Origin of the sequence: Pseudoxanthomonas daejeonensis (assembly GCF_022637495.1) — a bacterium.
In the GTDB taxonomy this organism is placed as follows: Bacteria; Pseudomonadota; Gammaproteobacteria; order Xanthomonadales; family Xanthomonadaceae; genus Pseudoxanthomonas; species Pseudoxanthomonas daejeonensis.
In genome coordinates, this window is sequence record NZ_CP093331.1 from 3,374,951 (window position 1) to 3,401,009 (window position 26,059).

At 68.4% G+C, this 26,059-nt stretch carries 20 protein-coding genes; 10 read left to right on the top strand and 10 right to left on the bottom strand.

Annotation, left to right across the window (positions count from 1 at the left end):
* Nucleotides 1-50: 50 nt before the first annotated feature.
* Genes MNQ95_RS15140 through MNQ95_RS15150 form a run of 3 tightly spaced genes read right to left on the bottom strand, consistent with a single transcriptional unit; the run spans nt 51 to nt 7,794 of the window.
* Nucleotides 51-3,161: an efflux RND transporter permease subunit gene (locus MNQ95_RS15140; protein ID WP_241953365.1), complete on the bottom strand. Its 3,111-nt coding sequence runs from the start codon at nt 3,159-3,161 to the stop codon at nt 51-53.
* Nucleotides 3,158-6,670: an efflux RND transporter permease subunit gene (locus MNQ95_RS15145; RefSeq protein ID WP_241953366.1), complete on the bottom strand. Its 3,513-nt coding sequence runs from the start codon at nt 6,668-6,670 to the stop codon at nt 3,158-3,160. Before MNQ95_RS15145 ends, MNQ95_RS15140 begins: the two co-directional genes overlap by 4 nt.
* Nucleotides 6,667-7,794: an efflux RND transporter periplasmic adaptor subunit gene (locus tag MNQ95_RS15150; RefSeq protein ID WP_241953367.1), complete on the bottom strand. Its 1,128-nt coding sequence runs from the start codon at nt 7,792-7,794 to the stop codon at nt 6,667-6,669. The genes MNQ95_RS15145 and MNQ95_RS15150 overlap by 4 nt, the downstream gene beginning before the upstream one ends.
* A 258-nt stretch (nt 7,795-8,052) precedes the next feature.
* Between MNQ95_RS15150 and MNQ95_RS15155 the strand changes: the two genes are divergently transcribed.
* The 5 genes from MNQ95_RS15155 to MNQ95_RS15175 all read left to right on the top strand — a co-directional run bounded on the left by MNQ95_RS15155 (nt 8,053) and on the right by MNQ95_RS15175 (nt 13,100).
* Nucleotides 8,053-8,451 (top strand): c-type cytochrome, encoded by a 399-nt coding sequence (locus tag MNQ95_RS15155; protein ID WP_241954442.1) that lies wholly within the window; start codon nt 8,053-8,055, stop codon nt 8,449-8,451.
* A gap of 13 nt (nt 8,452-8,464) precedes the next feature.
* Complete coding sequence (locus MNQ95_RS15160; RefSeq protein WP_162411047.1) at nt 8,465-8,908, top strand: c-type cytochrome; 444 nt, start codon at nt 8,465-8,467, stop codon at nt 8,906-8,908.
* Nucleotides 8,909-9,066: 158 nt separating this feature from the next.
* Nucleotides 9,067-10,950: an ABC transporter ATP-binding protein gene (locus tag MNQ95_RS15165; protein WP_241953368.1), complete on the top strand. Its 1,884-nt coding sequence runs from the start codon at nt 9,067-9,069 to the stop codon at nt 10,948-10,950.
* A 29-nt stretch (nt 10,951-10,979) separates the two neighbouring features.
* On the top strand, nt 10,980-12,176 hold the full coding sequence (locus MNQ95_RS15170) for a PQQ-dependent sugar dehydrogenase (RefSeq protein ID WP_241953369.1): 1,197 nt from the start codon (nt 10,980-10,982) through the stop codon (nt 12,174-12,176).
* A gap of 141 nt (nt 12,177-12,317) precedes the next feature.
* Nucleotides 12,318-13,100 (top strand): ferredoxin--NADP reductase, encoded by a 783-nt coding sequence (locus MNQ95_RS15175; protein WP_162411050.1) that lies wholly within the window; start codon nt 12,318-12,320, stop codon nt 13,098-13,100.
* A 124-nt stretch (nt 13,101-13,224) separates the two neighbouring features.
* Here the strand turns inward: MNQ95_RS15175 and MNQ95_RS15180 are convergent, their stop codons facing one another.
* Nucleotides 13,225-13,731 carry a glutathione peroxidase gene (locus MNQ95_RS15180; protein WP_162411051.1) on the bottom strand — a complete coding sequence of 169 codons (507 nt, stop codon included), beginning with the start codon at nt 13,729-13,731 and terminating at the stop codon, nt 13,225-13,227.
* Nucleotides 13,732-13,846: 115 nt separating this feature from the next.
* Between MNQ95_RS15180 and MNQ95_RS15185 the strand changes: the two genes are divergently transcribed.
* Together MNQ95_RS15185 and MNQ95_RS15190 are read left to right on the top strand one after the other, a co-directional pair.
* A complete protein-coding gene (locus MNQ95_RS15185; RefSeq protein ID WP_241953370.1) occupies nt 13,847-14,443 on the top strand; it encodes a hypothetical protein in 597 nt (198 codons plus the stop codon).
* Between the two features lie 84 nt (nt 14,444-14,527).
* Nucleotides 14,528-16,723, top strand: a complete 2,196-nt coding sequence (locus tag MNQ95_RS15190; protein WP_425605681.1) for a M3 family metallopeptidase — start codon at nt 14,528-14,530, stop codon at nt 16,721-16,723.
* A gap of 321 nt (nt 16,724-17,044) precedes the next feature.
* On the opposite strand, the gene cfa is transcribed toward MNQ95_RS15190, so the two are convergent.
* From cfa to MNQ95_RS15205, 3 genes are read right to left on the bottom strand one after another with little or no spacing between them, the layout of a single operon-like run.
* Nucleotides 17,045-18,169, bottom strand: a complete 1,125-nt coding sequence (cfa, locus tag MNQ95_RS15195; protein WP_241953371.1) for a cyclopropane fatty acyl phospholipid synthase — start codon at nt 18,167-18,169, stop codon at nt 17,045-17,047.
* A 7-nt stretch (nt 18,170-18,176) separates the two neighbouring features.
* Entirely contained in the window at nt 18,177-19,028 is an 852-nt protein-coding gene (locus MNQ95_RS15200; RefSeq protein WP_241953372.1) for a DUF3298 and DUF4163 domain-containing protein, read from the bottom strand.
* A 58-nt stretch (nt 19,029-19,086) separates the two neighbouring features.
* The gene (locus MNQ95_RS15205; protein ID WP_241953373.1) at nt 19,087-19,395 is read right to left on the bottom strand and encodes a GNAT family N-acetyltransferase; all 309 of its coding nucleotides are present in this window, start codon (nt 19,393-19,395) and stop codon (nt 19,087-19,089) included.
* 179 nt (nt 19,396-19,574) lie between these two features.
* Here MNQ95_RS15205 and MNQ95_RS15210 point away from each other — a divergent pair, with 179 nt between their 5' ends.
* Entirely contained in the window at nt 19,575-19,742 is a 168-nt protein-coding gene (locus MNQ95_RS15210; RefSeq protein ID WP_202922885.1) for a hypothetical protein, read from the top strand.
* 85 nt (nt 19,743-19,827) lie between these two features.
* On the opposite strand, the gene MNQ95_RS15215 is transcribed toward MNQ95_RS15210, so the two are convergent.
* The 3 genes from MNQ95_RS15215 to MNQ95_RS15225 all read right to left on the bottom strand — a co-directional run bounded on the left by MNQ95_RS15215 (nt 19,828) and on the right by MNQ95_RS15225 (nt 23,101).
* Nucleotides 19,828-20,784: a histone H1-like repetitive region-containing protein gene (locus MNQ95_RS15215; protein WP_241953374.1), complete on the bottom strand. Its 957-nt coding sequence runs from the start codon at nt 20,782-20,784 to the stop codon at nt 19,828-19,830.
* Between the two features lie 71 nt (nt 20,785-20,855).
* Nucleotides 20,856-21,473, bottom strand: coding sequence for a rhomboid family intramembrane serine protease (locus MNQ95_RS15220; RefSeq protein ID WP_241953375.1), 618 nt, complete (start codon nt 21,471-21,473; stop codon nt 20,856-20,858).
* A gap of 8 nt (nt 21,474-21,481) precedes the next feature.
* Nucleotides 21,482-23,101, bottom strand: a complete 1,620-nt coding sequence (locus MNQ95_RS15225; RefSeq protein WP_162411057.1) for a POT-type proton-dependent oligopeptide transporter — start codon at nt 23,099-23,101, stop codon at nt 21,482-21,484.
* 160 nt (nt 23,102-23,261) lie between these two features.
* Between MNQ95_RS15225 and MNQ95_RS15230 the strand changes: the two genes are divergently transcribed.
* Nucleotides 23,262-25,055, top strand: a complete 1,794-nt coding sequence (locus MNQ95_RS15230) for a M14 family metallopeptidase (protein WP_241953376.1) — start codon at nt 23,262-23,264, stop codon at nt 25,053-25,055.
* A 16-nt stretch (nt 25,056-25,071) separates the two neighbouring features.
* Complete coding sequence (locus MNQ95_RS15235) at nt 25,072-25,974, top strand: endonuclease/exonuclease/phosphatase family protein (RefSeq protein WP_241953377.1); 903 nt, start codon at nt 25,072-25,074, stop codon at nt 25,972-25,974.
* Nucleotides 25,975-26,059: the final 85 nt, after the last annotated feature.

Genomic DNA, 26,059 nt, shown 5'->3' on the forward strand with positions numbered 1-26,059 from the left:
CGCACGAGCGCGGCCATGCCGCCCGCCGGTTCGCGGCGGGCGGCAACCACTCACTCCAGGTGCAGGGCGGCCACGGCGACGGCTTCCGGGCCATCGCCCGCGGGCACGCCGCGGGCGCGCCGCACCAGTCGCGACATGCCGCTGCGCATGTCGTCCAGGATCGCGTAGATGGTCGGTAGGAACAGCAGGCTGACCACCGTGGAGAACGCCAGGCCGCCGGCGATCGCGCGCGCCATCGGCGCATAGGCCGGGCCGTCGCCGGCCATCTTCGTCTCCGCCAGCGCGATCGGGATCATCGCCAGGATCGCCGTGCCCATCGTCATCAGGATCGGCCGCAGGCGTTCGCGGCTGCCCTCGACCAGCGCATCGGTGCGCGACATGCCGCGCCTGCGCAGGTTGTTGATGTGCTCGACCATGACGATGCCGTTGTTCACCACCACGCCCATCAGCACCAGGATGCCGATGAAGGACATGATCCCGAACGTGGTGCCGGTCAGGGCGAACAGCCAGAACACGCCGAACACGGAGAACAGCACGCCGCTCATGATCGCCGCCGGGAACAGCAGCGACTCGAACACCGCGGCCATCACGATGTAGATCATCACGAGCGCGATCATCAGGTTGAACATCATCTGCGCGCCGGCCTCGTCCTCTTCCTGGAACGCGCCGCCATCGAACGAATAGCTGTAGCCCGGCGGGAAGGACATGCCCTTGAGCGTCTCCTCCATCGCCTTGCGCGCCTCGGGCACGGTCGCCTTCTCGGCCAGGTTGGCCTGCACCGACAGCGTGGTCTGGCGATTGGTCCGCTGGATCTGCGTCGCCGACGGGGTCACGGCCACGTCGACCAGGCTCAGCAGCGGTACCGTGCGCCCGTCCGGGGAACGGACCATGAATCCGGCCAGGTCCTGCGTGCCGTAATCCTCGGCACCGGCGAAGCGGACCCACACCGGCACTTCGGCTTCACCACGCCGGAACTCGCGCAGCGGCGCCCCGCGCAGGGCCAGGCCGACGAAGTTCGCCACCTGGTCGGCGCTGAAGCCGAACGCGGCTGCACGCTCGCGGTCCACGCGCACGTTGAGCTCGCTGTTCTGGTCGCCGATGTCCACGCGCACGTCGCGCAGTTCCGGCCGCCGCGACAGGATCGGGATCAGCTCGTTGGCGATCTCGCCCAGCGTCGCAGTCGAGTCCCCGACCAGCTGGAACGACACGTTCTGGCCCGGGGACCCGCCGCCGCCCTGCCCGCCCTGGTCGCCGATGCCGATGTTGGCCCGCGCCGACTTCGGCAGGGCCTCGCGCAACGCCTCGACCAGCGGCTTGGTTTCACTGGGCTTGTCGGTGTCGAACTTGACCATGGTCCCGCCCCAGCCCTGCTCGCTGAAGAACGAGTAGATCTGGTTGATCCGGAACTTGGCGCGATTGGCCTCCAGGAACTTCTCGATCCGCAATACCTCGTCGGACATTTGTTCCTTGGTGTAGGCACCCTTCCACTGGTAGTAGATCTGGGCCTGGTCACCGTCGTCGCCGCCGAACATGTCGAACTTGGTGAACTTGATCGGCACCAGGCTGACGAGGATCACCAGCAGGATGCCCAGCACGCTCCAGCCACGATGCTCCAGCGTCCAGCGCAGCAACCCGGCATAGCGCTTCTGCATGCGCGGGATGATGCCCCTGGAGTCATGCACCAGCGGCGGGGTCTTCAGCCGCGCCGAGAGCATCGGGATCAGGCTCACCGCCACCAGCCAGGAGGCCAACAGCGATACCGAGATGGTGATCGCGATCTGGCCCAGATAAATGCTGAGGAAGTTGCGCTCGCCGAACAGGTTGGGCACGAACACGATGCAGTGGCACAGGGTGCCGGCCGACAGCGCGATGGCCACGTGGCGGGTGCCGACGATCGAGGCGGCGACCGGGTCGTCGGGGAACTTCTCCCGCTCCTGGTAGATGCTCTCGACCACGACCACGGCGTTGTCGACCAGCATGCCGATGGCCAGCAGCAGGCCCATCATGGTGAGGATGTTGAGGGTGACGCCGGCGAAGTACATGAAGCCCAGCGTCATAACGAAGCAGATCGGAATGGCCAGGGTCACCATCGCCACCGAGGGCCAGTGGCGCAGGAAGAACCACAGCACCATGATCGACAGGACCAGGCCGATCAGCCCGGCCTCGGCCAGTTCAAGCAGCGAGGACGTGACGTTCTTGCCCTGGTTGTCGATGATCTTGATCTGCACGTCCCGCAGCGCCGGTTGCGCGCGGATCGCCTCCACCTCGGCGAGCGCCTTGCTGGAGACGTCGACCAGGTTCGCGTTGCGTTCCTTGAAGATGTCCAGGCCCACGGCCGGCTGCCCGTCGAGGCGGCGGCCATAGTCCATCCGCGCCGGCTTCAGGCGAACGTCGGCGATATCGCCCAGGCGCACGTTGCCGCTGCCGACCACCAGGTCGCGCAGCTGCTGCAGGTCGGTGAGCTCGCCGACCGGCTGCACGCGCAGGCGCTGGGGGCCATCGCTGATCACGCCGGCGGAGATCGAGAAGTTGACCGCCTGCAGGCGCTGGGTGAGGTCGTTGAGGCTCAGGTCGTGCGCGGTCAGGCGATCCTGGTTGATCGCGATCTCGACCTCGTTCGGCGGCGCGCCGGATACCTCGACGCGGGCGACACCCGGGATACGCTCGATCCGGCGCTTGAACTCGCGCTCGATCATGTCGTACGCGCCGGTCAGGTCGGACTTGCTGGCCAGGCGGACGCGCAGTACCGGCTCGTCGGTGGTGGAGAACTTGAAGACGAAGTAGCGCTGCAGGTCGTCGGGCAGGTCGTCGCGGATCGCATCCAGCCGCTCGCGGGCCTCGGACGCGGCGATCGCCACGTCGCGGTCCCAGTCGGAGAACTGGATGAAGATCTGCGCGCCTTCGGACTTGGCGTTGGACTCCATCCGCTTGATGCCCGGCATCGTCGACAGCGCCTCCTCGGCCGGGCGCAGCACCGTGCGCTCGACCTCTTCCGGCGTGGAGCCGGTGTAAGGCAGCTGGACGAAGATGAAGGGCGGGGAGACCTCCGGGAAGGCCTCCAGCGGCAACCTGATTGCCGCGATCAGGCCGATCACGAACAGCGACACGAAGAACATCACCGCCGTGACCGGTCGCCGGATGCTGAACTCCGCGATGCTCATGCGGGCTCGCCCTCGCCTTCACCCACCACCTGGCCGAGCGCACGCGCGGCGCGCCGGCCGCGCTCGCGGTAGTACTCGTCCGCGCGGCGGTCCAGCAGGTCATAGACCACCGGGATGACCAGCAGGGTCAGCAGGGTGGACACGATCAGGCCACCGATCACCGTCACCGCCATCGGCGAACGCACTTCGGCGCCCGGACTGCCGAACAGCGGCGCGATGGCCAGCGGCAGGAAGCCGAACACGGTGCACAGGGTGGTCATCGCGATCGGCCGCAGGCGCGATCGGGCGCCCTCGACCAGCGCGGTGCGCTTGTCCACGCCGGCCTCGCGCAGCTGGTTGACCTTGTCGATCAGAATGATCGCGTTCTTGGTCACCAGGCCGACCAGCAGGATCAGGCCGATGAACACCACCACCGATACCGGCGACCCGGTCAGGAACAGCGCGGCGACGGCACCGACCATCGCCAGCGGGATGGTGAACAGGATCACGAACGGATGCAGCAGCGATTCGAACTGCGACGCCATCACCAGGTAGACCAGGAACACCGCCAGGGCGAAGGCGAACAGCAGCGAGTTGAGCGACTCGGTCAGTTCCTCGCCCTGGCCGCCGATGTGCATGCCCACGCCGGCGCCGAGCGGATCGGCGACGACCATCTTCTGGACCTCATCGACCGCGGCACCCAGGTCGATATCGCGCAGGTTGGCCGACACGATGGCCACCCGCACCTGGTCGGCGCGATGGACCTCGCTCGGTCCGGTGGTAGCGACCACTTCGGCCACCGCCGACAGGGTCACCGGACGGGCGCTGCCCGGATTGACGATCAGGCGACGGATGCTGTCCACCGAGGCGCGATCGCCTTCCTGCGCACGCACCAGCACGTCGATCTTGCGGTCGCGGAAGCTGTAGCGGGTTGCGACTTCGCCGCGCACCTTCTTGACCACCACGTCGGCGATCTGGCGGGTGGTCAGTCCTAGTGCGCCGGCCCGTTCCTGGTCGAAGCGGATCTGGATCTCCGGGAAGCCCTGCTCCACCGTCGACTTGACGTCGGCGTAGTGCGGATTGGCCCGCAGCATCGTCGCCAGCTTCTGGCCCGCGCGCTCGATGGTCGCCAGGTCCTGGCCGCGCAGTTCCACTTCCAGCGGCGTGGAGGAACTCAGCAGCTGGGGCCGGCTGAAATCGACCTGTGCACCGGGCTGGCCCTTCATCGAGGCACGCAGGGCTTCGGTGGTGCGCGCTTCGACCTCCGCGCTGCCGCCGTTGGCCATGACCACGGTGAGCTTGCCGACGTTCTCGCCGCTGTCGGTGGGGCTGGCATCCAGGCGCGTGCCACTGCCACTGACGCCGTACAGGGACTGCACGCCATCGGCACCGGCATGCTTCTCCTGAAGCTTGCGCACCAGCGCGTCGGTCTGCGCCAGTGGCGTGCCGGGCGGCAGCTTCACCGTCATTTCGAAGCGGTCCTGCGCCAGCTGCGGGATCAGGTCTGCGCCCAGCTGCGGGACCATCAGCAGCGCGGCGATGAATGCACCCGCGGCCAGGCCGAGTACCAGCGTGGGCCGCTCGAGCGATGCCGGCAGCAGTTTCATGTAGCCGGCCTCGGCGCGGTGGTAAGGCGCCATCGCCAGGTCGCTGGCCTTGCGCATGACCGGGCCGACGCCCGCCACCACGAGGCGCCACACGCGGGTCACGCCCCAGGCGATGCCGAAGAACACGCCGCGGATCCCGGCACCGATGCCGCGACCGGTTACGGCGACCGGCTTCTGCCAGCGCGACTGCGGCTGCCACTGCGGATGCGGCGCCTCTTCCGGGAATGCCAGCGGCGGACGACCCTTGATCGAGCTGAGCATCGGGATCAGGGTCATCGACACCACCAGCGAGATGGCGATGGCGATGGCAACGGTCAGCGCCTGGTCGCGGAACAGCTGGCCGGCGATGCCCTGCACGAACACCAGTGGCAGGAACACGGCGATGGTCGTCAGCGTCGAGGCGACCACGGCCATGCTCACCTCGCGGGTGCCGACCACGGCGGACTCGAGCACGCCCAGCCCTCGCTCGCGCGCCTTGGCGATGCTCTCCAGCACCACGATCGAGTCGTCCACCACCAGGCCGGTCGCCAGCGCCAGCCCGCCGAGCGACATCACGTTCAGGCTCAGGTCGAGCTGGTCCATGAAGAAGAACGTGGCGATGATCGAGACCGGCAGCGACAGGCTGATCACGAACGTGCTCCAGCCATCGCGCAGGAACAGGAAGATGATCAGGATCGCGAGCATGCCGCCGATCACCGCGTCCTTCTTGACGTCGGCGATGGCGTGCTCGATGAACAGCGACTGGTCGTCGATGATGGTCAGCTCGACATCCGGCGGCACCTGCTTCTGCAGCTGCTCCAGGCGCTCCTTGAGCGCCTTGGCGGTGGCCACCGTGTTGGCGTCGCCTTCCTTGTAGATCGCCAGCTCGACCGCTTCCTTGCCGGCCAGGCGGATGACCGCCTCGCGTTCCTTGTAACCCTGGCGGACGTCTGCGACATCCTTCAGGCGCACCGGCATGCCGCCGGCGACGGTACTGCCGCCGCCGCCCGAAGCGCTCTGCACCGAAGCCGCCGCGGCCATCGCCTCCGCCGAACCGGTGGAGGCGGCGATCGCCGCCATCTGCCGCGCCGCCGAGGCCGCGGCATTGTCGCCACCGCTCTGGGTGGTGACCAGCATCTCGCGGATCTCGTCGATCGAGGCGAACTGGTTGACCGTGCGCACCAGGTAGCGCTGCGAACCTTCCTCCAGGCGGCCGCCGGAGACGTTGATGTTCTCCTGCTGCAGGCGCTGGATGACGGTGTCGATCGGCAGGTTGAGCTGGGCCAGCTTCTGCTGGTCGATGTCGACCTGGATCTCATCCTCGAGGCCGCCGCCGACCTTGACCGCGGCCACCCCGGCGACCGGCTCGAGCTTCTTCTTCAGGTCCTCGTCGGCGTAGCGGCGCAGCTCGGTCAACACGCGCACGCTTTCCGCATCGCTGGCACCGGCCTGCTTGCCCGACAGCGCCACCCGCAGGATCGGCTCGGTCGAGGGATTGAAGCGCAGCAGCACCGGCGCCTTGGCCTCCAGCGGCAGGAACTGCGCCAGCAGCTCCATCTTGTCGCGGACCTCCAGGCTGGCCTGGTCCATGTCCGTGCCCCAGGCGAACTCCAGCACGACGTCGCTCTGCCCGGTGCGCGACACCGACTTGAGCTTGCGCAGGTTCTTGACCACGCCGACGGTCTCTTCGACCGGCTCGGTGATCAGGGTCTCGATTTCCAGCGGCGCCGCACCGGTGTACTCGGTGCGCACGGTCAGGGTCGGATAGCTCAGGTCGGGCAGCAGGTTGACCTTGAGGCTGCCCAGCGAGATCAGGCCGAACAGCACCATCGTGACCGTGATCATCGCGATGGTCACGCGACGGCGGGTGGAGAATTCGACCAGCCCTCCCCCCAGCCTGCCACCGCCTGCCGCGTTGTGCGGCGCGTGGTCGGGCGCGCTCATTGCTTGCTACCGGCCGACTTGGCGGCGGTGGCATCGGCCACGGCCTTGGCCGGGGCTTCGCCTCCGATCACCTGCACCGCGCTGCCTTCGCGCAGTGCGACCTTGCCGGCGGTGACCACCTGGTCGCCCGTCTTCACGCCTTCGCGCACTTCGATCCATTCGCCATCCACGTAGCCGACCTTGACCGGCACGCGCGCGGCCTTGCCCTCGCGGATCACGAACACCGCCGGCTCGCCATCGTCGAGCAGGGCCACGCGCGGCACCACCAGCGCGTCCGGGCGCTGGTCGTAGTCGATGCGGATGCGGCCGAACATGCCCGGCTGCAGGGTGTCGCCGCCGGTGAAGGTGCTGATCACGCGGAAGGTGCCGCTGCCGGCGTCCACCACCGGTGCCACGCGGTCGACCACGCCTTCGAAGGTGCGGCCGGGCAGCGCGTCGACCTGCAGCAGTACCGGCTGGCCGGGCTTCATCGTCGCCAGCTCGCGCTCGGGCACGTTGAGCGTGGCCTCCAGGCGCGAATCGTCGACGATGCGGAAGATCGGAGTGTTGATCTGGACGAAGTTGCCCGGCTTGATCGAGCGCAGCGCGACCACGCCGGAGATCGGCGCGGTCACCGTCGAGTACGACAGCTCCAGCGCAGCCATGTTGTACTGGGCGCGGGCGTTCTCCAGGTCGTAACGCATCTGGTCGACCTCGCCGGCGCTGATCAGCTGCTGGGCGACCAGCTGCTGCGCGCGACGGTAGTTGTTCTCCAGCTTGCCCATCTGGGCCTGGGCCTGGGCCAGGGCCAGGCGCGCCCGATCCGGATCAAGCTTCACCAGGGGCTGCCCCGCCTTGACCTGCTGGCCTTCCTCGACCAGCACGGCCAGGGCAACGCCGGAGGTCTTGGCCACCACCTGCGAGTCGGCCAGCGGCTCCAGCGCCGCAGTGCCGGTGTAACTGGCCGCGATCGGCCGCCTGGCCGCCTTGGTCACCTCGACCGGAATGGCCTCGACCTCGGCTTCCTTGGCCTGGGCGTCACCCGGGCCGCCTTCGCCCTTCTTGCAGGCGGTCAACGCGGCGGCGAGGACAAGGGCGGCCGCGGCGGCGCGCAGTCCTGGACGGAAGGGGTGGCGAGTGGCCATGACGATATCCATGTGTTCGAGGGGCCCGGTGGGGGTGTGATCAGGTGTTGTATGCAAGTAGATCACCTGAACAGTCAGTCGCCATGCGCCGAAGGTCATGGGTACCGGCGGCGAGCTTGGACCCATGCGAGAAGCCGCAGGTTCCGGTCGCGTGAACACGCAGGCTATACTGCGGCCGCTTCATGACAGGCGCCGCCCTCACCGGCTGCGCCAGCATGACCAGCCCACTTACCGCGACCGACCCCGGACCACCGAATGATGCGCCCGCTGCCGCTAGCCGCCTGCCTTGCCCTGCTCACCGCCCTGCCCTTCGCCGCGCTCGCCCAGGGGGCCGCTCCGCCGGCTCCCGCGCCGGCCCCCGCCGAACCTGTCGCCGCTCCTGCGCCCGCCGCCCCGGCAGCGCCGGTCGGCAACGCCGAGACCGGACGCCAGCTGGCCTATACCTGCCAGGGCTGCCACGGCATCACCGGCTACAAGAACGCCTACCCGAGCTTCAAGGTGCCGCTGATCGGCGGCCAGTCCGCCGAATACCTGGCCCAGGCGCTGCACGAATACCAGCAGGGCAAGCGCAAGCACCCGACCATGCAGGCCCAGGCCCAGAGTTTCTCGGACCAGGACATCGCCGACATCGCCGCCTTCCTGTCCACCCTCAAGTAAGCAGCCGCCACCCATGCCGACAGCCGTGACCTCAACGCGTCTCGCCATCGCCCTGACCACCGCCCTGCTCCTGGCGGCCTGTTCCGGGCAGGACAGCTCCCATTCCGCCGCCGAAGGTGAAGCCCAGGCCGCGAAAAGCTCGTCGGCGGGCCTGCCTGACGGCCGCATCGCCGTGGGCGAGCAGCTCGCCAATGCCAAGGGCAAGGCCACCGGCCAGAGCTGCATCGACTGCCATGGCCCCGATGGCAATGCGCCGATCGATGCCGCCTACCCGAAGCTGGGCGGCCAGTACGCCGACTACATCGCCCACGCCCTGCAGCAGTACCGCAAGGGCGAGCGCCAGCATGCGCTGATGACGCCGCAGGCCACCGGCCTGAGCGACCAGGACATCGCCGACCTGGCTGCGTTCTTCGCCTCGCGTCCGACCCAGCTGCGCGACCTGCACGGCGTGCACTGAGTCTCAAGCACCCGCGTCACGAGCGAAGGCCCGCGAAAGCGGGCCTTCTGCTTTCCAGGCCACCCGCATGCGTGGGCGCGGATGGCCTGCATGGTCGCGGCATTGCCCGGCCACGGGCCGTGACAACAGGCCCCGCCCCGGCGCGGCACAATGCCCGCATGGCCAGCGCACCACCGCCCGCTTCACCCAAGCCCCGCCGCGAGCGCGGCAATCCGAGCCTGCGCGAGCGCTTCGACGCGTTGCGCAACCTGCCGCCGTTCCTGCGCCAGATCTGGCAGACCAGCCCCGCGCTGACCCTGGCCAGCCTCGGCCTGCGGCTGGTCCGCGCTCTGATGCCGGTGGTCATCCTGTACATCGGCAAGCTGATCATCGACGAGGCGATCCGGCTGGTCGGGCTCGGCCTGCAGTTCGACGGCCTGGGCGACGCCCTGTGCGGTGGCCAGCTCGACCACCTGCTGTGGCTGCTCGGCCTGGAGCTCGCGCTGGCGGTGGTGTCGGACCTCCTCGGGCGGCTGGTCAGCTATGCCGACGGCCTGCTCTCGGAGCTGTTCACCAACGCCAGCAGCGTGCGCCTGATGGAACACGCCGCCACCCTGGACCTGGAGGACTTCGAGGATCCGGACCTGCAGGACAAGCTGGACCGCGCCCGGCGGCTGACCATGAGCCGGATGAACCTGATGAGCCAGCTGTTCGGCCAGGCCCAGGACGCGATCACGGTGATCGCCTTCGCCACCGGCCTGCTGGTCTACGCGCCCTGGCTGATCCTGCTGCTGGCGGTCGCGCTGGTGCCGGCCTTCGTCGGCGAGGCGCACTTCAACGCCCTGGGCTACTCACTCAACTTCCAGTGGACGCCCGAACGCCGGCAGCTCGAATACCTCCGCCAGACCGGCGCCAGCGTGGAAACGGCCAAGGAGGTGAAGATCTTCAACCTCCATCGCTTCCTGATCGACCGCTACCGCGTGCTGGCCGAGAAGTTCTACCTCGCCAACCGCGCCCTGGCGCGCCGGCGCGCGCTGTGGGGCGCGATGCTGGCGGCGCTGGGCACGCTGGGCTACTACGTCGCCTACGGCTACATCGCCTGGCGCACGGTGAAGGGCGACTTCAGCATCGGCGACCTGACCTTCCTGGCCGGCAGCTTCCGTCGCCTGCGCCAGTTGCTGGAAGGCCTGCTGGTCGGGTTCTCGCAGGTCGCCGGACAGGCGCTCTACCTGGACGACCTGTACTCGTTCTTCGAAATCAGGCCGGAGATCGCCTCCAGGCCCGACGCCCTGCCCGTGCCGCGGCCGATCGCTCGCGGCTTCGCGTTCGAGAACGTCGGCTTCCGCTATCCCGGCGCCGAATCATGGGCGCTGCGCGGCCTGGAATTCGAGCTGCGCGCAGGTGAGGTACTCGCCCTGGTCGGCGAGAACGGCGCCGGCAAGACCACGCTGGTGAAACTGCTGGCACGGCTTTACGAGCCCGACGAGGGCCGCATCCTGCTCGACGGCCGCGACCTGCGCGATTACGACCTGGATGACCTGCGCGCCAACATCGGCGTCATCTTCCAGGACTTCGTCCGCTACCACCTGTCGGCCGGCGAGAACATCGGCGTGGGTCGGATCGAGGCCATGGAAGACGACACGCGCATCCGCGAGGCGGCGCGCCGGGCGATGGCCGACGAACTGATCGGCGCATTGCCGCAGGGCTACGACCAGGTGATCGGCCGTCGCTTCAAGAACGGCGTGGACCTCTCCGGCGGGCAGTGGCAGAAGCTCGCCATCGCCCGCGCCTACATGCGCGACGCGCAGGTCATGATCCTCGACGAGCCGACCGCGGCGCTGGACGCACGCGCCGAGTTCGAGGTGTTCCAGCGCTTCAAGGAGCTGTCGCACATGCGTACCGCGGTGCTGATCTCGCACCGCTTCTCCAGCGTGCGCATGGCCGACCGGATCCTGGTCCTGGCCGGCGGCAGGGTGGAGGCCAGTGGCACGCACCAGGAACTCATGGCCCAGGGTGGCCGTTATGCGGAGTTGTTCGAACTGCAGGCCGCCGGCTATCGTTGACGGCCCTTAGTCACGACAGGATGCCCGTCATGCGCCTGCCTTCCCGCACCGCCACCGTTTCGGCCCTCGCCTCCGCGCTCACCGTCGCCGCCCTGCTTTCGGCCTGCAAGCCGGCACAGGAGCCCGCGGCCACTCCGGGGCCTGCGACGGCAGAACCGGCGCGTACCGTCAGCAGCGAAAAGGGCGACCTTCAGCTGAGCGTGGTGGCCAGCGGCCTGTCGCATCCCTGGGCGCTGGCACCGCTGCCTGACGGTGGCTTCCTGGTCACCGAACGCGGCGGCAACCTGCGCCATGTGGCTGCCGATGGCAGCGTATCGGCGCCGCTGGCCGGCGTGCCGACGGTGGTCGCGCGCGGCCAGGGTGGCCTGCTCGACGTGGCCCTGGCCCCGGACTTCGCCCAGAGCCGGCGCATCTACCTGAGCTATGCGGAACCCGGCGACGGCGGCGTGTCGGGCACGGCAGCGGCCTACGCCACGCTCGGCGACACCGGACTCAGCGACGTGACGGTGTTCTACCGGCAGGAGCCCAAGGTCAACGCCGAGAACCACTACGGCTCGCGCTTCGCCTTCGACAACCAGGGCCATGTGTTCATCAGCCAGGGCGAGCGCACCATGCGCACGATGTCGCAGGAGCTGGACAAGCTGCAGGGCAAGCTGGTCCGGCTGAACCTCGATGGCAGCGTTCCGGAGGACAACCCCTTCGTCGGCCAGGCCGGCGCACGTCCCGAAATCTGGAGCTATGGCCATCGCAACTCGCAGGGCCTGGCGTTCGACCCACGCACCGGCAAGCTGTGGGAAGTCGAGCACGGTCCGCGTGGCGGCGACGAGATCAACCTGCCGCAGCCCGGCGCCAACTACGGCTGGCCGGTCGTCACCCATGGCATCAACTATTCGGGCCAGCCGATCCCCGAGGCAGTGGGCAAGGAAAAAGAAGGCATGGCCCCGGCCCACCACGTGTTCGAGGTTTCGCCGGGCCTGTCGGGCATGGCGTTCTACACCGGGCAACCGGGCAAGCCGTGGAACGACAGCCTGTTCCTGGGCGCCCTCGCACAGCGCAACCTGATCCGCCTGCAGCTGGACGGCGACCGTGTCGTGGGCGAGGAGCGCCTGCTGCAGGACGTCGGCGAGCGCATCCGCGATGTGCGCGTGGCCGCCGACGGCAACGTCTACCTGGTCACGGACGAGGAAGACGGCAAGCTGCTGAAGCTGGTACCGCCGCAGGGCTGAGCGGCCCACGGCGACGCTCCGTCGCCGGGCAGCCTGCCCGGCGCGGAGCCGGTATCCCGATCCCGCCCTGATCCTGCGCAAGGCCGCGGGACGGCGGTCGGCTACAATACGCAGCGAATATCCCCCTGCGCCCACGCCCCGATGTCCTCTGCCTACGGCACCGAAACGGTGCTCGACGTCCGTCACTGGACCGACGACTACTTCAGCTTCACCACCACGCGCGACGACGGTTTCCGCTTCGAGAACGGCCAGTTCGTGATGATCGGCCTGGCCACCGACAGCGGCAAGCCGCTGCTGCGCGCCTATTCGATCGCCAGCGCGAACTGGGAAGAGCAGCTGGAGTTCTTCAGCATCAAGGTGCCCAACGGCCCGCTGACCTCGCGCCTGCAGCACATCCAGCCCGGCGACACGGTGCTGGTCGGTCGCAAGCCCACGGGGACGCTGCTGATCAGCGACCTGCACGTGGGGCGCAACCTGTACCTGCTGGGCACCGGCACCGGCCTGGCGCCGTGGCTGTCGGTGGTCAAGGACCCGGAGACCTACGAGCGCTTCGAGCGCGTGGTCGTGTGCCACGGCGTGCGCAGCATCGGCGACCTGGCCTACCGCGACTATTTCGAGAAGGAACTGCCGAACCACGAGCTGCTCGGCGACGTCCTGCGCGAGAAGCTGCTCTATTACCCGGCAGTCAGTCGCGAGGCGTTCCCCAACCATGGCCGCCTGACCGACCTGATGGCCAGTGGCGAGATGATGCGCACCCTGGGCCTGGACCCGCTGGATGCGGAGCACGACCGCGCGATGATCTGCGGCAGCCCGCAGATGCTGGCCGACTTCCGCAGCCTGCTCGACGGACGCGGCTTCACCGCCTCACCGCGCATCGGCACCGCCGGCCAGTACGTGTTCGAGCGCGCCTTCGTCGAGAAGTAGCCCCGCGCGCCGCCCCAGGGCGCGTGCTGTGCGGGATCATGGAAGAAGTCGTTTCGCTGCCGCCGGACGAGGTCAAGGCGCGACCCTCGGCTACGGCCACCCGCCGCAGGGAGTCGAACCGGCCTCAACCGCTACGCGGCTCCGCCAGCGCCCGGTCGATATCCGAGGCGAGCGATTCGGGCTTCTGGTTCGGCGCATAGCGCGCCAGCACCCGGCCGTCGCGACCGACCAGGAACTTGGTGAAGTTCCACTTGATCGCACCATCGCCGAGGAAGCCGAGGAAGCCGCGCTTCTCTCGACGCAGCCACTGCCACAACGGGTGCGACCCGGGGCCGTTGACCTCGACCTTGGCGAACATGGGAAAGGTCACCCCGTAGTTCAGCGCGCAGAAATCGCGGATCTGCGCTTCATCGCCGGGCTCCTGGCGGCCGAACTGGTCGCAGGGGAATCCCAGCACCGACAGGCCGCGTTCGCCACGCTCCCGCCACAGCCGCTCCAGTCCCGCGTACTGCGGGGTGAAGCCGCAACGCGACGCCACGTTGACGACCAGCAGGACCTGGCCGGCGAATTCGGAAAGGGCGCGCTCGTGGCCGTCGATGTCGATCGCCGAGAAATCGTGGAAGCGGGTCATGGGGGATCGCGGTGGCCGGGACGCCGCAAGCATAGCCGGCCTCGTGCGGGGCCACGCGCGACGGCCCGATGCCCTACTCTTGGCGACGATCGTAGCCCCCGCCACAGGAGCCGTCATGCAGGCCCCTCACGACACCGCCCAGATGGCATCGCTCTACGTGCACATCCGCATCGTGCTCGGGATGATAGTCGGCCTGGGACTGACCCACCTGCTGCGCCATTTCGCCAACCTGATCGAGAACCCGAAACGCAAGCGCATCTACTGGGTGCACCTGGGCTGGGCGCTGTCGATGTTCCTGTTCCTGATCCATTTCTGGTGGTGGCAGTTCCGGCTGGGGCACCTGGTCGAATGGAACTTCAACCTGTACCTGTTCGTGACCCTGTACGCGTTGCTGCTGTACCTGCTGTGCGCGCTTGTGTTCTCCGACAGCGCCAGCGAATACCCCGATTACCGCGAATACTTCTATGCCCGCCGGCAATGGTTCTTCGGCCTGCTGGCGCTGGCCTATGCGGTGGACATGGTGGACACCTGGATCAAGGGACCGGCGTACTTCCACAGTTTCGGCAACGAGTTCCTGGTGCGGAACCTGGCCTACATCGTCCTGTGCGGCATCGCCATGCTGACCCGGAGCCCCCGGTTCCATGGCGCCTTCGTCAGCCTCGGACTGGCCTACCAGGCGGCATGGATCGCACGTCAATTTGAGACGCTCTGACGGTCGCCCCTGCCTTTCGTCACAGGCGCCGGCTCCCGGCCGCGGGTTAGATTCAGAGGAATCATCCCCGCAGGATCCGTTGTAATGAAGAAGACCGGCCTCTACCTGGCGCTCGCCGCCGCCCTTGGACTTGGCATGACCGCCTGCAACCGCACCGACGCGCCCGCCAGCGGCTCGGCCGCCACGGCCGAAACCGCCGCGCCGGCCACGCAGGACAACCCGTTCTTCGTGCAGAGCGACCTGCCGCTGCACTACCCGCACTTCGACCGGATCAAGGACGCCGATTTTGGCCCGGCCTTCGACGCCGGCATGGCCGAACAGCTGAAGGAAGTCGCGGCGATCGCCGACAATGCCGAGGCCCCGACCTTCGACAACACGATCCTGGCGATGGAGAACAGCGGCCAGGTCCTGGACCGCGCGGCCACGGTGTTCTTCAACCTGTCCAGCACCGACACCAACGACGCGCGCAAGAAGCTCGACGCCGACTACTCGCCGAAGTTCGCCGCCCACCGCGACGCGATCTACCTGGACGGGAAACTCTTTGCCCGCGTGCAGTCCCTGTACGACCAGCGCGAAGGCCTGGGCCTGGACGCCGAGGGCGTGCGCCTGGTCGAGCGCTACTACACCGACTTCGTCCGCGCCGGCGCCAAGCTGTCCGACGCCGACAAGGCGAAGTTGAAGGACATGAACGCCCAGCTGGCCACGCTGGGCACCCAGTTCGACCAGAACGTGCTCAACGAGGTCAATGCCTCCGCCGTGACCTTCGACAATGCCGAAGCACTGGCCGGCTCCAACGATGCCCAGGTCGCCGCCGCCGCCGACGAGGCCAAGAAGCGTGGCGTCGAGGGCAAGTACGTCGTCACCCTGCTCAACACCACCGGCCAGCCGCCGCTGACCTACCTGAGCAACCGCGACGCGCGGCAGAAGATCTTCGAGGCCTCCGTCGCCCGCGGCAGCCGCGGCAACGAGTTCGACAACACCGTGATCGTGTCCCAGGTGATGAAGCTGCGCGCCGAACGCGCCGCTTTGCTGGGCTTCCCGAACCACGCCGCCTATTCGCTGGCCGACTCGACCGCCAAGACCCCCGAGGCGGTCAACGACATGCTCGGCAAGCTGGCCCCGGCCGCGGTCGCCAACGCGACGCGTGAAGCCGCCGAGCTGCAGAAGATGATCGACCAGGAGCAGGCCGCCAAGGGCGAGCCGACCTTCAAGCTCGAGCCGTGGGACTGGGCGTTCTACAGCGAGAAGGTGCGCCAGGCCAAGTACGACTTCGACGAGTCCCAGCTCAAGCCGTACTTCGAGATGAAGAACGTACTGGAGAACGGCGTGTTCTTCGCCGCCACCCAGCTCTACGGGATCACCTTCAAGGAACGCACCGACCTGCCCAAGTATCGCGACGATACCTGGACCTACGACGTCTTCGACGCCGACGGCAAGCAGCTGGCGATCTTCATCTTCGACCCCTACGCGCGCGAGTCCAAGCGCGGCGGTGCGTGGATGAACGCCTACGTCTCGCAGTCCGGGCTGCGCGGCACCCAGCCGGTCGTGGCCAACCACCAGAACATCACCAAGCCGGCCGACGGCCAGCCCACGTTGCTGACCTGGGATGAGGTCACCACGATGTTCCACGAGTTCGGCCACGCGCTGCACGGCATGTTCTCGGACGTGGAGTACCCGTACTTCAGCGGCACCGCGGTGCCGCGCGACTTCGTCGAGTTCCCCTCGCAGGTCAACGAGATGTGGGCCGACTGGCCTTCGATCCTGGCCAACTACGCCAAGCACCACCAGACCGGCGAAGCGATGCCGCAGGCACTGCTGGACAAGGTCCTGGCCGCGAGCAAGTTCAACCAGGGCTTCGCGACCACCGAGTACCTGGGTGCGGCCATGCTCGACCAGCGCTGGCACCAGATCGGCGCCGACCAGGTGCCTGCCGCCGCCGGCGTGATGCAGTTCGAGGCCGATGCGCTGAAGGGCGACGGGATCTACTTCCGCCCGGTCCCGCCGCGCTATCGCACCCCGTACTTCAGCCACATCATGGGCGGCTACGCGGCCGGCTACTACGCCTACATCTGGTCCGAGGTGCTGGACGCCAACACCCAGGAGTGGATCCGCGCCAATGGCGGCCTGAAGCGCGAGAACGGTGACCGTTTCCGCGCCACCCTGCTCTCGCGCGGCGGCAGCAAGGACGCCCTGCAGCTGTTCCGTGACTTCGCCGGGCACGATCCGAAGATCGAGCCGCTGCTGGCCAAGCGCGGCCTGGATTCCGCGCCCCCGCGCTGATCCAGGTCCACCGCGGCATCGCACTGCGCCACCTTCGGGTGGCGCAGTCGTTTCCGGCCGCAGCCTTGTCCGTGCGCACCCGGGGTTTTCCACAGGCAGTGTGGATGATCGCTGCACGAAGCTGTGGATAAGCGGCGACGCCGCAGGCGTGGCGGGGCTGTCAAGATGGTTGGCGCTTTTTTGGCCACGGGATCCGCACCGCTCTGCCCGGCGTGCTTGCGCATGTGCAAAGCGGCACTCCGCCCGGCAGGCGAACGAAGCGGAAAAGAGGCGCGCTGCATGTCCGGACCGCAGACGTCGACGCTGTATCCGCCGGCATGCTCAGCGCGGAGCGACGTACCCGCCCGGCACCCCGCGTGGCGACATCACCACCTGCCACAACTGGGTCCGGCGGCTGCGGAAAGCCGCCATCGACGCGGACAGATAGAACCGCCACATCCGCCTGAAGCGTTCGTCGTAGCGCGGGTCCAGCCGGTCCCAGGCCGCTTCGATGTTCGCGCGCCACGCCTGCAAGGTGCGGTCGTAGTCGCTGCCGAAGTTGTGCCAGTCCTCGACCACGAACAGGCCCTCGCTGGCCCGTGCCACCTGCGCGGCGGACGGCAACATCGAATTGGGAAAGATGTAGCGCGCGATCCACGGGTCGGTGTGGTTCGAGGATATGTTCCCGCCGATGGTATGCAGCAGGAACAGCGCCTGGTCGGGCAGGCAGCGCCGCACCACTTCGAAGTAGCCGCGATAGTTGCGGACGCCCACGTGCTCGAACATGCCAATCGAGAACGCCGCGTCGAACGGCTCGCGCAGGTCGCGGTAGTCCTGCAACCGGATCTGCACCGGCAAACCGGCGCACAGCCGCCTGGCGTAATCCGCCTGCGCCTGCGAGATGGTTACCCCGACACCGCTCACCCCATACCGCTCGACCGCATACTTCAGCGCCTCGCCCCAGCCGCAGCCGATGTCGAGCACGCGCATGCCAGGCCGCAGCTCGAGCTTGCGGCAGACCAGGTCCAGCTTGGCTTCCTGCGCTGCATCCAGCCCGTCAGCTTCGCGCCAGTATCCGCAGCTGTAGACCAGCCGGCGCCCGAGCATGGCCGCGTAGAGGTCGTTGCCCAGGTCGTAGTGCCGGCGACCGACCTCGCCACTGCGTCCCCGCGACTGGCGGTTCGACAGCCGGGCCAGCAGCGCGTCGCCGATCTCGGCCAGGCCGTGCACGCGCTGGTCCAGTCGCGCCTGCATCAGCTGGCACAGGAGGCCATCCAGCGAACGCGCATCCCACCAGCCATCCATGTATGACTCGCCCAGCCCCAGCGAACCCTGCGCCAGCAGCCGCGTGTAGAGGTGCTCGTCGTGGACCTGCAGATCCCAGTCGCGGTTGCCGCCGATGCGCACCCCGGCCTCGCCCAGCAGCGCCTCGATCCGGCGGCGTGCGCGGGAATCGGCGCCCGGCATGGCACGCCTACTCCACGAACAGTCCGCGGACGCCCTCTGCCAGGTGCGGCCGCAGTACCGCGGCGGGCACCTCGACGTTCTGCACGCCATCGGCATAGGGACCGACCTGGTAGGGCGGGAACACGAAACGCAGGGCCGCGATACGGCCATCTGCGGCCGCCACCGGTTCGAACTGCGCGAAGTTCTGCGGCTGCGGCTCGGTGCCCTGGTCGATCATCTTCAGTGCCGTGGACAGCAGGCGCTGGCGATCGGCCGGGTCCAGGGCCTCGTCGGCGGCACGGGTGTGCGCGGCGGCACCGAGCTGTTCGCCGATGTAGTCGGCGACCGGGCGCCAGTCGGCCGGCGTGGCCAGCAGGGAGTCGGAGGTCAGCATGCGCTGCTCGCCCGGCAGCCAGACGAAGCGCGCCACGAGTGGCTGGCCGTGGGCGCCGCCGGTGTACAGGCTGCCATCGGCGGCCACCGCGACCACATCGGCGGTCCGCATCAGCTCGCGGAACCCGAGCGACAGTTCGTAAGGCGCCGTCGGTGCGGCATCCAGCCCGCCGACCGCCTGCATCAGCTCGGCACGCGAGGCCTCGGCATAGTCATGCAGCGCCTTGGCCAGTCCCGGATCGGCCGCGGCGGCGGGTGGATAGCTGATCCCGACCACGTAGCGCGGGTCGGTCTCGATCACGTCGACCAGCCCGGGCGCTGCCGTAGCGGCCGGCTCCGGAGCCGCGGCGATGCCATCGGTACCGGCTGCGGCCGCCGGCGAAGCGGGCGTTTCCGTCACCGGCGCCGCATCGCGCTGGCAGGCTGCCATAGCGACGAGCAACAGCGCCGTGGCGGCCGTGCGACGGTTGAGGGCGGCAGGTTTCATGAGGTACTCCCCGGTGCATGGGCGGGAACCTGGAGGACCAGGCGCGCCGGTCGTAGGTTCAGGCGGCGAGCAAGTCAGTGTATTCCGGATGCCGGGTGATCCAGACCTCCGCATAGGAACAGGCCGGGAGCACCCGCCACCCTGCCCCACGGGCGTGCTCGAAGGCGGCCTGCACCAGCCGGCCGGCAATGCCTCGGCCGCCGATTGCGGCGGGCACGCCGGTATGGTCGATCACCATGACCTGACCGCCGCCCACCGGACCTGCGTCCCGCAGGTGGTAGGTCAGCTCGGCCTCGTGCCCGTCGTCCAGCAGGCGGAAGCGCTGGCGGGCGGGGTCGTGGTGGATGGGCGACGGCGATTCGGTCATGGCGGCTCCGGGAGGACGGCAAAAGGCGACGCAGTACGTCACATTCTGGCGTCCGGCCCTGCAAAGCAGGGTGACGACATTGCTGAACGAGGGGATACGGGGCCCCTGGAGGGTTGGCACGGGTTATGCGTTGGTTCATCCATCGGAATTCGACGCCCAGTTTGCAAGGAGCCTCAGCCATGAACGCATTCGAACATTCCAGCCCGAACGATTTCTCCAGCGACTTCTCCCTGCTCGAAGGCCTCTACCAGCTCGTGGTCAACGGCCACACCGATGGCTGGGAGTTCGAGCAGCTCGATAGCGTGGTCTACGAGCGACTCAAGAGCGCCTACTCGGTCGTCGCCTGACACAGCTGCAAGGGGGAGGACGGAGCGCGGAACACGCGATCCGTCCGGGGGCAGTCCCGTCGGCGGCGGGGCTGCCCTTTTTATTTCACCGGTGGTCGCGCTTGCGCTGGTTGCGCCGGTCGTGGGTGCTGCTGCTGCCATGGATCGCCCGCATCCGGCTTTCGCCGGCGTGCAGCTCCTGGAGCTTCGCCTCCACGTCCGCCGGCGCATGGCCGTCGCTGCTGGCTGCGTGCGCAGCATGCGGCTCTTCCAGCATCCGCCACGGCGGCGTGTGGCGCGCCTGTTCCTGGTGGGCCTGCAACAACTCACGGGTCCGCGCCAATGCCAGTTCGGGCGTCAACGCCGGGGCGCGCGGGCGACGGCCCGGGCGCGGTGCAGCAGGCTTGTTCGCGGCACGCGTGCGCGCGGCTGGCGTCTTCGCCACCGGAGCGGCCTGAAGCGTCGCGGCAATCGCCTTCTTCGCCGCCACTTTGCCCGCGACCGGCTTCCTGGCCGCCGTCTTGCGGGCGACGGCCTTCTTCGGCGCCGTCTGCCGGGCCGTGACCTTCTTCGCTGCGACCTTCTTCGCTGCGACCTTCTTCGCTGCGACCTTCTTCGCTGCGACCTTCTTGGTCGCGACCTTCTTGGTTGCGACCTTCTTGGTTGCGACCTTCTTGGTCGCGACCTTCTTCGTTGCAACCTTCTTCGTTGCAACCCTCTTCGCCGGCGCCTTCCTGGCCGCACCCTTCGCCGCAGCCTTGCGTTTCGCAGCGACCTTGGTCGGTGCCGCCTTCTTCGCGACCCGCTTGGCAACCTTCGTCGCGACAGGCTTGCGGTCCATCGACTTTTTGGCTGCAGGCGCCTTGACCGCCACCCTCTTCACGGCCGCCTTCCGCGCCGCCGGGGTCGCTCCGGCGGTCTTCCGGCCAGCGACGGCCTTCGATGCCGGTGCGCGTTTCGTCGCGGCCTTCCTGGCCACCTTCTTCGCCGCCTTGCGCATCGGCGCAACGGTCTTGGACGTGCGGGTCTTGCTGGTCGGGGTTCGCGTGCTCCGGGTTGCCATCTCCGCCTCCATCAACGTGGGTACGGGACACCGTTGCACGCCCGGCATTCACGCCGGGTGAGCGTGGCGCATCAACCGAAACGCGGATTCAGCAGCTGCTCCAGGAAGACCTCCCACACCCGCGGCTCCATCGCCAGCATGAATATCACGCCGAACGCCGCACCGGCCAGGTGCGCACTGTGGTTGATCCGGTCGCCGCCCTTGCGGTCCATCCAGATGCTGTAGCCGACGTAGAAAACCGCGTACAGGATCGCCGGCGCCGGAATGAAGAACACGAAGATCAGCGACCACGGCGAAAGCAGGATGAAGGCGAACAGCACCGCCGACACCGCGCCCGAGGCGCCCAGGCTGAAGTAGCTGGGGTTCTTCTGGTTCTTCAGGTAGCTCGGCAGGATCGAGACCACCAGGGCCGCCAGGTAGAACAGCGGATAGGTCAGCGGGCTGCCGGTGATCTTCAGCATCACCTGTTCGATCATCCGCCCGAAGAAGAACAGGGTGACCATGTTGAACAGCAGGTGCGGCAGGTCCGCGTGCAGGAAGCCGTAGCTGACCAGGCGCCAGTATTCGTGGCGCTTGGACACGGCCGGCGGCCACAGGATCAGCCGGTCGACCACGCGGCGGTCCTTGAACGCCAGCCACGACACCAGCGCGGTGATCGCGATCAGGACGAGGGTCACGGGAGACGACATGGGAGTCCTCAGGCGATCCGGTAGTTGTCCTGCATCGGATAGCGGCGCGCGTAGGCGGCGAACGCCAGCGCGGCCACGAACGCGAAGCCGGCGAAGAAGAACATCAGGAACGCGTTCTCGCTGAGCCCGGTGCCGGCGATGCGGCTCAGCACCGCCTCGTTGCGCACACCGAAATTGGTCAGCAGTACCCAAAGGCTGCCGAAGGTGCTGGTCAGGTACCAGAAGGCCATGATCACGCCCTTCATCGCGTGCGGCGCCTGGCTGTAGGCGAACTCAAGCGCGGTGGCCGAGACCAGCACCTCGCCGAAGGTCAGCAGCAGGTAGGGCAGGGCCTGCCAGGTCAGCGAGACCTGCTCGCCGCCGTCCAGCCACAACTGCAACGCGCCGGCCACGATCCACGACACGCCGGAAATGGCGATGCCCCACCCCATCCGCCGCAGGGCGGTGGGCTCCCAGCCCATGCGGCGCAGGAGCGGATAGAGCACGATGTTGTTGAACGGGATCAGCAGCATCACCAGCAACGGGTTCAGCGCCTGCATCTGTGCCGCGTCCTGGATCAGCCAGCTCGGCCACCAGGTCGACGCGTGCGGGATGACCATCTCCCGGCCCTGGATGATCCAGGTCGAGGCCTTCTGGTCGAACAGCGACCAGAACGGGGTCACCAGCGCGAACACGATCAGGATCCGCAGCACCGCGCGCACGCCGTCCACCGCCGCATCCGGATGCGCGCCGCGCGCGCGCTCCAGCTGCATCGACGCGCCCCAGCCGCCCAGCGCGATCACCACGCCCAGCGCCAGGCAGGCGGAGATCACGAAGCCGAAGTCCGGCCACCACGACGGCGCCAGTCCACCGAGCGAAAGCGCCCACAGCCCCAGCAGCGCCACGGCCAGCACCACGCCCGACATCGCCACCGCATGGCCCGGACGGCCGCGCCCGGGCGCCTGCGCGCGCAGCGCGGTCTTGACCACTTCGAAGAAACTGTGCGGATCGTTGCCCGAGGGCGGCACGTTGACGTAATGCCGGCGTCCGAGCCAGAACACGAAGGTGGCGATGAACATCAGCACGCCGGGGATGCCGAAGGCGACCGCCGGGCCCCAGTGGCGCAGGAACAGCGGCGCCAGCAGGGAAGCGAAGAACGAGCCGAAATTGATGATCCAGTAGAACGCGTCGAAGACGACCTTGGCCCTGGACTTGTTGCTCTGGTCGAACTGGTCGCCGCAGAACGACACCACCAGCGGCTTGATGCCTCCCGAGCCCAGCGCGATCAGGAACAGGCCGGTGTAGAAGCCGGTCGCGTTGTTCTCGAACATCGCCAGGCAGGCATGGCCAGCGCAGTAGATCAACGAGAACCAGAGGATCGTGTGGTACTTGCCGAAGAACCGGTCCGACAGCCAGCCGCCGAGCAGCGGGAAGAAGTACACGCCGATGACGAAGGTGTGGAAGATGTCCTTGGCGGCGCCGTCGCGCTGGGGTCCCTCGGGCAGGTAGGCCAGCAGGATCGAGCTGATCAGGAACGGCACCAGGATGTTGCGCATCCCGTAGAAGCTGAAGCGCTCGCAGGCTTCGTTGCCGATGATGTAGGAGATCTGGCGCGGCATGCGCCCTTGGTCCGCGGTCGTCGTGCTCATCTAGGTCGTGCTGCAAAAGAAGTCGAGGGTACCTGATCGCCCTGCCCCACCGGAACCGCCCGGCCGTGCGGCGGGCCGCGACCACTGCCCGCGCCGCGTCGTGCTGGCATCATGGCGCCATCCCGCACTGGTGCCGCCGATGTCGCCTCGCTCCCGCCTGATGTCCCGCCCCGTGGCGGCCTGCCTGGCCCTCGCCGGCCTGGCTTGCGCTTTCGACGCGCCCGCCTGGGCCGCGGCCGCCGCCGAGCCGCTTTCGACCGTGTCCGAACGCTCCGGCTTCCAGCGCACCGGCCGCTACGACGAGGTCGCCGCGCTGGCCGCCGCCTTCCAGGCCCGCTATCCGGACCGGGTCGTAGCGCGCAGCTTCGGCACCACGCCGGAAGGCCGCCCGATGCAGATGCTGGTCGTGACCGCGACCGGCGCCTTCGACCCCGCTGAAGCCCGCCGCCGCGGCCTGCCCGTGGTGCTGGTCCAGGGCGGCATCCACGCAGGCGAGATCGACGGCAAGGATGCCGGCTTCCTGGCGATGCGCCAGATCCTGGAAGGCGAGGCCGCTCCGGGCGTGCTCGACAAGGTCGTGTGGCTGTTCGTGCCGGTGTTCAACGTCGACGGCCACGAGCGTTTCGGCGCCTGGAACCGTCCCAACCAGCGCGGCCCGGTGGAAATGGGCTGGCGCACCACCGCGCAGAACTTCAACCTCAACCGCGACTACCTGAAAGCCGACGCGCCGGAAATGCGGGCGATGCTGCGCCTGGTCCAGGAATGGGATCCGCTGGCCATGGTCGACCTGCACGCCACCAACGGTGCCCAGTTCGAGCACGACATCTCGTTCCAGGTCGAGCCGCTGCACGCCGGCGACCCGGCCCTGCGCAAGGTCGGCCGCCAGTGGCGGGACGCGGTGATCGCCGATGCGGCGCGCGAGGGTTCGCTGCCACTGGGGTTCTACCCCTCGTTCGTGGTCCAGGACGATCCCGCGTCGGGCTTCGAGGACGGCGTGGCGCCGCCGCGCTTTTCGCACGGCTATTTCCTGCTGCGCAACCGGCTGGGCATGCTGGTCGAGACGCACTCCTGGAAGCCCTACCCCGAGCGCGTGCGCAGCACCCGCAACGCGATCGTCTCGGTGCTGGAGCAGATGGCGCTGCATGGCGCGCAATGGCGGCGCACGGCGCTGGAGGCCGATGCGCGCGCAACCCGCCTTGGCGGGCAGGACGAGCCGCTGGCGTGGAAGGCAACCGCTGAATCGCGCACCGTCGATTTCCGCGGCTACGCCTACACCCGCACGCCGTCGGACGTCTCCGGCGCGCTGATGACCCGCTACGACGAAACCACCCCCCAGGTCTGGCGCGTGCCGTTGCGCGACCACGTGGTTCCCGCGCTGACGGCCACCGCGCCCAGGGCCGGTTATCTGGTCCCACCGGCCTGGGTGGCATTCGTGCAGCCCGCGCTGGAAGCCCATGGTGTTTCCTTCCGCCGCCTGGAAGCGACATGGCCGGATGCACCGGTCCAGGCTTTCCGCGCCGGCACCTCCAAGACCGACGCCACCTCCACCGAAGGCCGCCAGCGGCTGGCGCTGGCGGGCGGCTGGAAAGACGAGCCGCGCGACATCGGCCCCGGCGCGCTGTTCGTCCCGGTCGACCAGCCGCTCTCGCGCCTGGTGCTCGCCCTGCTCGAGCCGCAGGCGCCCGATTCGCTTGCCGCCTGGGGCGGTTTCAACATCGCGTTCGAACGCAAGGAGTACATGGAAGACTACGTCGCCGAGGACGTGGCCCGGAAGATGCTGGCCGCCGATCCGGCGCTGCGCGCGGAATTCGAACGCCGCGTGGCCACCGACCCGGCGTTCGCCGCCGATCCGGCCGCACGCCTGGATTTCTTCTACCGACGGCACACGGCCTGGGACGAACGCTACGGGCTGTATCCTGTCCTGCGACTTGACCAGCCGCCACCGGCCCGCTGACCGCGTCGAGGACGCCATGGACCGCCTGCATCGCGTCGCCGCCAGCCTGCTGGTGTACTCGGGCCTGCTGCTGTGCGCCGCGCCCCTGCCCGCGCTGGCAGGGGCCCTGGAGCACGGCACGACGGCGCCGGCCGATGCGGCGCCCGGGTTCAGCGTGGTCACCCTCAACCTGCACCACGACCGCGACGACTGGCCGCGTCGACGCGTCCAGATCGTGGAGACCCTGCGACGCCTGCAACCCGATGCGATCGCGCTGCAGGAAGTACTGCAGCACGAAAGCCTGCCGAACCAGGCCACTTGGCTGGCACGCGAGCTCGGTTACCAGTCGCACTTCGTGACCACCGACCCGCCCAGCCACAAGCGCCGCTACGGCATCGCCCTGCTGACCCGCACGGAGATGCTGGAGGACGGTGAAACGATGCTGCATCCGCTGGAGGACCATCGCACCGCCGGATTCGCGCGCGTGATGGTCGGCGACCAGCCGTTGAACCTGTACTTCACGCACCTGTACTGGGCCCCCGACGGCGCCGCAACGCGCACCCAGCAGCTCGCCGACCTGCTCGCGTACGTCGATGCCACGGCCGGCGACGCGCCCTCCCTCATTGCCGGCGACTTCAATGCCGACGCGACCGCGCCCGAGCTCGATGCGCTGCATGCGGGCTGGGAGGACGCCTGGGGCACGCTGCATCCCGACGCGGATGTCGCCGCATCGAGCACGCTCAATCCGGCCTACTTCAGCGTACCGGCGCGCGTGGACCATGTATTCGCGCAACGCGGACGCCTGCGGCCGGTCGAAGCCGAACTGCTCTTCGCCGAGCCCGATGCCGATGGCACGTGGGCTTCGGACCATCGTGGCCTGCTGGTCCGCTTCAGCCTGGCGACCGACGCGGAGCCGGCGGCCGAACCGGAAACACCCTGATCCTGCGTGCTGCGGCTCACGGTTTAATGTTTCGCATACATCGCCTTCGCGCCGGGCATGCGCTTGCTCGGCGACGCTGTGGACC

Excerpts from the sequence above, each read along its gene's own strand:
- MNQ95_RS15140 (WP_241953365.1), bottom strand. The coding sequence starts at position 3,161 with ATGAGCATCGCGGAGTTCAGCATCCGGCGACCGGTCACGGCGGTGATG.
- MNQ95_RS15145 (WP_241953366.1), bottom strand. The coding sequence starts at position 6,670 with ATGAGCGCGCCCGACCACGCGCCGCACAACGCGGCAGGCGGTGGCAGG.
- MNQ95_RS15150 (WP_241953367.1), bottom strand. The coding sequence starts at position 7,794 with ATGGCCACTCGCCACCCCTTCCGTCCAGGACTGCGCGCCGCCGCGGCC.
- MNQ95_RS15155 (WP_241954442.1), top strand. The coding sequence starts at position 8,053 with ATGCGCCCGCTGCCGCTAGCCGCCTGCCTTGCCCTGCTCACCGCCCTG.
- MNQ95_RS15160 (WP_162411047.1), top strand. The coding sequence starts at position 8,465 with ATGCCGACAGCCGTGACCTCAACGCGTCTCGCCATCGCCCTGACCACC.
- MNQ95_RS15165 (WP_241953368.1), top strand. The coding sequence starts at position 9,067 with ATGGCCAGCGCACCACCGCCCGCTTCACCCAAGCCCCGCCGCGAGCGC.
- MNQ95_RS15170 (WP_241953369.1), top strand. The coding sequence starts at position 10,980 with ATGCGCCTGCCTTCCCGCACCGCCACCGTTTCGGCCCTCGCCTCCGCG.
- MNQ95_RS15175 (WP_162411050.1), top strand. The coding sequence starts at position 12,318 with ATGTCCTCTGCCTACGGCACCGAAACGGTGCTCGACGTCCGTCACTGG.
- MNQ95_RS15180 (WP_162411051.1), bottom strand. The coding sequence starts at position 13,731 with ATGACCCGCTTCCACGATTTCTCGGCGATCGACATCGACGGCCACGAG.
- MNQ95_RS15185 (WP_241953370.1), top strand. The coding sequence starts at position 13,847 with ATGCAGGCCCCTCACGACACCGCCCAGATGGCATCGCTCTACGTGCAC.
- MNQ95_RS15190 (WP_425605681.1), top strand. The coding sequence starts at position 14,528 with ATGAAGAAGACCGGCCTCTACCTGGCGCTCGCCGCCGCCCTTGGACTT.
- cfa (WP_241953371.1), bottom strand. The coding sequence starts at position 18,169 with ATGCCGGGCGCCGATTCCCGCGCACGCCGCCGGATCGAGGCGCTGCTG.
- MNQ95_RS15200 (WP_241953372.1), bottom strand. The coding sequence starts at position 19,028 with ATGAAACCTGCCGCCCTCAACCGTCGCACGGCCGCCACGGCGCTGTTG.
- MNQ95_RS15205 (WP_241953373.1), bottom strand. The coding sequence starts at position 19,395 with ATGACCGAATCGCCGTCGCCCATCCACCACGACCCCGCCCGCCAGCGC.
- MNQ95_RS15210 (WP_202922885.1), top strand. The coding sequence starts at position 19,575 with ATGAACGCATTCGAACATTCCAGCCCGAACGATTTCTCCAGCGACTTC.
- MNQ95_RS15215 (WP_241953374.1), bottom strand. The coding sequence starts at position 20,784 with ATGGCAACCCGGAGCACGCGAACCCCGACCAGCAAGACCCGCACGTCC.
- MNQ95_RS15220 (WP_241953375.1), bottom strand. The coding sequence starts at position 21,473 with ATGTCGTCTCCCGTGACCCTCGTCCTGATCGCGATCACCGCGCTGGTG.
- MNQ95_RS15225 (WP_162411057.1), bottom strand. The coding sequence starts at position 23,101 with ATGAGCACGACGACCGCGGACCAAGGGCGCATGCCGCGCCAGATCTCC.
- MNQ95_RS15230 (WP_241953376.1), top strand. The coding sequence starts at position 23,262 with ATGTCCCGCCCCGTGGCGGCCTGCCTGGCCCTCGCCGGCCTGGCTTGC.
- MNQ95_RS15235 (WP_241953377.1), top strand. The coding sequence starts at position 25,072 with ATGGACCGCCTGCATCGCGTCGCCGCCAGCCTGCTGGTGTACTCGGGC.